Source organism: Bacillus sp. mrc49 (assembly GCF_002803435.1).
The window spans coordinates 1-5766 of the sequence record NZ_PHNG01000484.1 but is presented as its reverse complement, the minus strand read 5'-3'; the positions used below and the strand labels follow the sequence as shown (position 1 = coordinate 5766).

General features: G+C 41.1%; 8 protein-coding genes. 5 read left to right on the top strand and 3 right to left on the bottom strand.

Going from position 1 to position 5766, the window contains the following annotated elements; translation table 11 throughout:
* The 4 genes from CVN76_RS04535 to CVN76_RS04520 all read left to right on the top strand — a co-directional run.
* On the top strand, positions 1-717 hold a 717-nt coding region (locus CVN76_RS04535; RefSeq protein WP_100530460.1), incomplete at its 5' end, for an AI-2E family transporter.
* 352 nt (positions 718-1069) lie between these two features.
* On the top strand, positions 1070-1867 hold the full coding sequence (locus tag CVN76_RS04530; protein WP_232732102.1) for a basic amino acid ABC transporter substrate-binding protein: 798 nt from the start codon (positions 1070-1072) through the stop codon (positions 1865-1867).
* Positions 1868-1944: 77 nt separating this feature from the next.
* On the top strand, positions 1945-2601 hold the full coding sequence (locus CVN76_RS04525; RefSeq protein ID WP_100530458.1) for an amino acid ABC transporter permease: 657 nt from the start codon (positions 1945-1947) through the stop codon (positions 2599-2601).
* Positions 2598-3320, top strand: a complete 723-nt coding sequence (locus tag CVN76_RS04520) for an amino acid ABC transporter ATP-binding protein (protein WP_100530457.1) — start codon at positions 2598-2600, stop codon at positions 3318-3320. The genes CVN76_RS04525 and CVN76_RS04520 overlap by 4 nt, the downstream gene beginning before the upstream one ends.
* Positions 3321-3383: 63 nt before the next feature.
* Here the strand turns inward: CVN76_RS04520 and CVN76_RS04515 are convergent, their stop codons facing one another.
* The 3 genes from CVN76_RS04515 to CVN76_RS04505 all read right to left on the bottom strand — a co-directional run bounded on the left by CVN76_RS04515 (position 3384) and on the right by CVN76_RS04505 (position 5362).
* Positions 3384-3755, bottom strand: a complete 372-nt coding sequence (locus tag CVN76_RS04515) for a hypothetical protein (protein ID WP_100530456.1) — start codon at positions 3753-3755, stop codon at positions 3384-3386.
* 164 nt (positions 3756-3919) lie between these two features.
* Positions 3920-4804: a cidABC operon transcriptional activator CidR gene (cidR, locus tag CVN76_RS04510; protein WP_100530461.1), complete on the bottom strand. Its 885-nt coding sequence runs from the start codon at positions 4802-4804 to the stop codon at positions 3920-3922.
* 132 nt (positions 4805-4936) lie between these two features.
* The gene (locus CVN76_RS04505; RefSeq protein ID WP_100530455.1) at positions 4937-5362 is read right to left on the bottom strand and encodes a universal stress protein; all 426 of its coding nucleotides are present in this window, start codon (positions 5360-5362) and stop codon (positions 4937-4939) included.
* A gap of 164 nt (positions 5363-5526) precedes the next feature.
* Here CVN76_RS04505 and CVN76_RS04500 point away from each other — a divergent pair.
* Positions 5527-5766, top strand: a 240-nt coding sequence (locus CVN76_RS04500; RefSeq protein WP_157805517.1) for a MerR family transcriptional regulator, incomplete at its 3' end; no start/stop codon positions are given.

Genomic DNA, 5766 nt, shown 5'->3' with positions numbered 1-5766 from the left:
TTCTTCTTTCAACATCCACCAGATAGTAGGGTCATTCAATATGCCATTGATATAATGAACGAGCTGGAGTCGCCGCTCGATCTTCAAAAACAGATGAATACACTCTATCTTTATATATCCGATTTCGGTAAACTCGCATTTCAGATTTTCATTTCCATGTTGCTTAGCCTCTTTTTCTTATTGGAAAAAGATAAAATCATCCGCTTCACTTCTAAATTCAAGCGGGCCAAATTTAAATCGTTCTTCATAAACTTGGGGCACTTCGGCGTTAAATTCGTTAATTCATTCGGAAAAGTAATTGAGGTACAGTTCTTGATAGCCATTACGAATGCAGTGCTATCAGTAACATTCTTATGGATCCTTGGCTTTCCGCAGTTGCTCGGTCTAGGCATCATGATATTCTTTCTCGGTTTGATTCCGGTAGCAGGGGTCATCATTTCCCTCGTCCCTCTTAGCATGATTGCCTATAGCATCGGCGGCATGCCAAAAGTGATTGCGGTGCTGATCATGATCGTTGTGATCCATGCGATTGAAAGCTATATTTTGAACCCGAAATTCATGTCGGCAAAGACGAATCTCCCAACGTTTTTCACTTTCATCATCTTGTTGTTTTCCGAGCATTTCCTTGGGATATGGGGCTTGATCATCGGGATACCGATTTTCATCTTCCTGTTGGATATGCTGGATATAGAAGAGGTGAAAGAGCAAGCACCATAAAATCTTGTAAGCAGCGCCAGCTATACCGGCCGCTGCTTTTTTTTGTCTGAAATGTTAAAATGCGGGCTCTATTTGTTTTTAATATAATATCTAATCATGCTTTATACGAGGCAAAATTGAAAGGTTGACCTTTTGGTGTATATTCGCTTACTCGGTTTAACGAGTTAATTGATTAAAATTTTATTTTAGGAAAGTTATTTACCGACTTTTTATTGCATAAAAAAACAAATAAACGTATAATACTTTTAAATGAAAATACTGAATGTTCTATAAAGTTAGATTTATCTGTTTTCTTTGAAAAGAGAGTTTACAAGAGAGAAGGGGATTTATGTTGAAGAAGGTTTCTTTTTTAATGTTTACCATGTTATCTTTGTTACTCATCTTGGCGGGATGCGGCAAGGATAAAGAGGTTTCGACAACTGGTAAAGAAGAAGGGTCAGAAGGGAAAACACTCAGGATCGTGACGGACGCCAATTATGCTCCATTTGAATTCCTTGAAGGCGATAAGGTTGTAGGATTCGATGTTGATTTCATCACTGCCGTGGCTAAAGAAGCTGGTTATGAACCTAAAGTGGAAAGTATAGGCTGGGATCCGATTTTCGTCGAAATCGAAGAGAAAAGGGCGGATGTCGCGGTTTCTGCCATTACAGTAAATGACAAAAGGAAACAAACTTATGATTTTTCCGTTCCATATTTCTTATCAACAAACAAGATTCTCGTTCCAGAGAAAAGTAATATAAAGTCCGGCAGTGAGCTGAAAGGCAAGGTCATTGCCGTACAGACCGGTACAACTGGTCAGGCGGCAGTGGAGAAGCTCATTGGGGAAAATAATAAGAATATCAAGAAATTCGAAAATAATAACCTGGCAATCCAGGAACTGTTACAAGGGGGAGCGGCAGCGGTCGTAGCTGATAATACGGTTGTTGAGGAATATGTGAAAAATAACCCCGATCAGAAACTGAAGGTCGTCGAAGATAGCAAAGCCTTCAAAGAGGAATTCTACGGTCTTATGTTTCCAAAAGGCAGTGAATTGAAAGCGGAGTTCGATAAAGCGGTAAATGCCGTTTATGAAAACGGGAAATATGCAGAAATATATAAAGAATGGTTTGGTACCGATCCAGATATGGAAACATTGAAAGCACAACAATAAAAAAGTAGATAGAAAAAGATTGCGTAACTTTACGTGTGAAGTTACGCAGTTTTTTTGGCCTTTAGGAGGGGAATGGAATGAGTTTTCGCTGGGATATTATTTTTGAATATGCTCCTTTCTTATTGAAAGGTACATTACTTACTATTGGGCTGTCGGTTTCATCCATCCTGATCGGGACTTTTTTAGGTTTATTGATCGGACTAGGTAAAATCATGCAAAACAAAGCGCTTGCATTCCCATTTTACTGTTATGTCACGGTTTTTCGCGGTACCCCGCTTTTAGTGCAAATCTTTTTGATTCATTTCGGGATCGTGCCCTTATTTACGGGGGAAACGAATGCTGTAGCCGCCGGTGTCATTGCTTTATCTTTAAATGCAGCGGCATATATCGCGGAAATATTCCGTGCGGGCATTCAATCCATTGATAAAGGGCAAATGGAAGGATCCCGTTCCTTGGGAATGACCCATACCCAAACGATGGTCCATGTTGTATTGCCCCAAGCCTTTAAAAGGATGATCCCGCCGCTCGGCAATGAGTTCATCGTGTTATTAAAGGATTCCTCCTTATTATGTGTCATTGCAGCCCCTGAGTTAATGTATTGGGGAAAAGCGATGGGAAGCCAGTACTTTAAAGTGTGGGAGCCGTATCTGGCGTGTGCGTTCATTTATTTATTCCTGACCCTCATTTTAAGCTTCGTATTAAATAGACTCGAAAGAAGGTTGAAAACAGGATGATCAAAATCGAGAATCTTAAGAAATCCTTCGGGGAGTATGAAGTATTGAAAAATGTCAATGCAATCGTTTCCCCACAGGAAGTGGTTGTGGTAATCGGGCCTTCTGGATCGGGTAAATCAACTTTTCTCAGGTGTATCAATCAATTGGAAACGATTACGGCAGGACATATTTTGATCGAAGGTCTGGATACGACGGACAAGAAGGTCAATATCAATAAAGTCCGAACTGAAGTTGGCATGGTCTTTCAGCATTTTAACTTATTTCCACATAAGACGGTTATTGAGAACATCATGCTCGCACCTTTAAAGGTACGCAAGGTTTCCAAGGAACAAGCAGCGCAAAGAGGGATGGACCTGCTAAAGAAAGTGGGTCTTGCCGAAAAGGCAAATGCCTATCCGGATTCATTATCGGGGGGACAAAAGCAGCGTGTGGCCATTGCCAGGGCGCTGGCAATGGAGCCCAAAATCATGTTATTCGACGAGCCAACCTCGGCTCTTGATCCCGAAATGGTCGGTGAAGTGCTTGAGGTAATGAAGCAGCTGGCAAAGGAAGGGATGACGATGGTGGTCGTGACCCATGAAATGGGATTCGCAAAAGAAGTTGGCGATCGGGTGATCTTCATGGATGAAGGATATATCATTGAAGAAAACATCCCCAGCGAGATTTTTAATCATCCGCAGCAGGAGCGAACTAGAGCCTTTCTAAGCAAGGTGCTCTAATATTAAGCAAAGAAAAAAAACCTCCATTTAGGATGGTCTTTTTCGGGAGAACCTATGGGCGCTTCATTTTATTGTTGAAGCGCCTAAAAGTGATTCAGGGCTTTTACCGAGCACCAGCATACTGATTTTGGCGTAGCCTATGTTTTTACTGTTGGTGAAAATCTGAAGTAAGATGTGGAAATCAGGATCATTCTTTAGCTTTTGAACTTCCTCTTTATATAAATCGATAACGGAGGGCGTAACGAATTCAGGGGTGTATTCGTTATAATTTTCATCCATGAGTAATGTGCCCATAAAATGATATTTAAATTGCAGTGTACGTGTTAAGGCAACGACATGGAATAATTTATTAAATAATTCGGGGTATGAATATTTAATTTTCCAAAGCGCGGCTTCGGTTGCCCGTAACTCATCGACACTAGATAAAGTGATCATATATATCTTACTCCTTTCTTAAAAAATATCGTTTCCATAGCCTGAACGGCCTTTGACTCTTATCAAGTCTACCCCTGGGCGATAGGCATGTAAAATGGTTAGATGTTATCGTTTCCATAACTTGCATCTATGGTAGTGCTTACACTGTTTGGGTCACCTTCATTTCACTCCTTATTGTTGAGCGCTTCCTTCGTATATTTTAGCCATTCTTTTGCGGCGTATGAAAGGTAATGGTCCTTGCTCCAAATGAAGCCAAGCTTCCAGCTGATGGATGGTTGATTAACCTTTATCGACCTCACGCGTTCATCATGCCGGCACAAGCTTTCAGGTAAAAGAGCAACGCCAAGCTTGCAGTAAACCATTTCTTCGATGAAATCCCAGCGTGAGCTTTCCGTGACGATATGTGGAGAAAAGCCGGCCTCACTGCAGGAAGAAATGATAAGATCCCTGAGGACGTAATCTTTGTTGAATAAGATGAAGGACTCGTTTTCCAGCTCGGCCAAATCGATTTCTTCCCGATTGGCAAATGGATGGGAAGGGTACACAATCAAGTTAATGTCTTCTTCCAAAAAAGAAAAATGGTGGAAGAGTGAGGTGTTGGTCGGCAGGACGATCACGCCTATATCTATTTGGTCCTTTTGGACTGACTCTTCAATTTTCTTTGAACCATCCTCCACTAACTGAAAGGTTATATTCGGATATTGCTCATGAAACCGGCTAAGAATCTGGGGAAAGAAAGAAGCGTCGATGATGGGGGGCAATCCGATGCGAATATGTCCCTTTTTCAAGCCCAGCAAATTGTCCACCTCCGTTTCCAGATTACGAAAGGCTTTATCAATCAACTTTGCCTGCTCCAAAACAACCTTGCCTGCATCGGTCAGTATCAATTGCTTGCGCGAACGATCAAAAAGCTCGACGCCCAGCTCGTTTTCAAGGTTTTTAATCATTTTGCTGATGGCCGGCTGTGTAATGAATAAATGATCGGCTGCCCGAGTGAAATTATTAAAATTAGTTACCTCAATAAAGTATTGTAAATGTTTAATATCCATTGCTTCACCTGTTATCCTCATTAAAAGTACCTTCATTTTACCTGGAAGCGGAAGTGTTTGTAAAACAAGCGGATCAAAAAAGCTGGGCTCCTAAGGAACCCAGCTTCTTACTATATGTCACCCCATCCCTTTTTATTTAACTAAGAGGACAGGCACAGGCGAATGCTGAACGATGTAATGGCTCACGCTGCCGAGGAATTCCTTGAATCCGCTTAATCCGCGGCTGCCCATGATGATAAGGTCACAGTTATGGGATTTTGCATGTTCCAATAAGGCCGTGATGGCAGACCCCTCGACGACAAATGTTTGGGAAGCATTCGGAATTTCCGATAATAGGGCTTCCGCTTTTCCTATCACTTCATTGCCATATTTGCGCATCGATTCTTCTATTTCCTGAAAGGCATTGCCGTAAATGTTTGATTTGATCGGTAGAGTAACAGCGTGAAGCACCTGCACTTCAATGGCCGGATCAAGCTTCGCTAACTCTATCGCCTTTTCTAAAGATTTAAGTGCCAATTCAGACTCATCATAAGCTACTAATATTTTTGAACAAATCATGATAATCCTTCCCTTCTATATAATGAATATACCCCTAGTATACCAGGTTGAATCTTCCATATAGTTTCATATAGTATAAATTTTGTGAATATTTATTGAAGTTTACGTTAACGTCAATGGTAAGATAAAGGTAAATAATCCCTTTGTAAAGTGTGGTTTTTAACATGTACACCATTTCTGAGTTAGCGCAAGAATTCGAATTGACGACAAGGACGCTCCGGTATTATGAGGAACTAGGCATGCTAAAGCCAAAGCGTACAGAATCAGGAAAAAGGGCGTATGGAAAGAAAGAGTATGCCCAACTCAAAATCATCATGCGTGGAAAAAAATATGGGTTCTCGTTAGCGGAAATAAAGGATATTGTCCTTTTGTTTGATGAGGACAGGACAGGCATCAAGCAATTG